Source organism: Dietzia sp. B44 (assembly GCF_014145245.1).
Lineage (GTDB): Bacteria > Actinomycetota > Actinomycetes > Mycobacteriales > Mycobacteriaceae > Dietzia > Dietzia natronolimnaea.
In genome coordinates, this window is record NZ_JAALEF010000523.1 from 2,243 (window position 1) to 2,481 (window position 239).

Genomic DNA, 239 nt, shown 5'->3' on the forward strand with positions numbered 1-239 from the left:
AAACTCCGGCGTCTGACGCAACGCATACTTCTCCCTCGCGTACGCGGAGAGATTCTCGTAAAGGTCACCCAGGAACCGGGTATCGAGCGCCGGATCGCGCAGGGACCTGACGGTTGCGTTCGCCGCGTCTGACTGCCGCCAGAACTCCACGAGCCGCTGTGCCGCATCATCGCTCGGCTCGGCGATGTGAATCCCGGCGTGCTCGCCCACCAGGGGTGCCGCCGCAGGGGAGCGCTCCA

1 protein-coding gene is annotated in these 239 nt (G+C 66.5%); it reads right to left on the minus strand.

Translation table 11 applies throughout. The annotated features are described in order from the left end of the window. Nucleotides 1–210, minus strand: a 210-nt coding sequence (locus tag G6017_RS16425) for a hypothetical protein (RefSeq protein ID WP_194307915.1), incomplete at its 3' end; no start/stop codon positions are given. Nucleotides 211–239 lie beyond the last annotated feature (29 nt).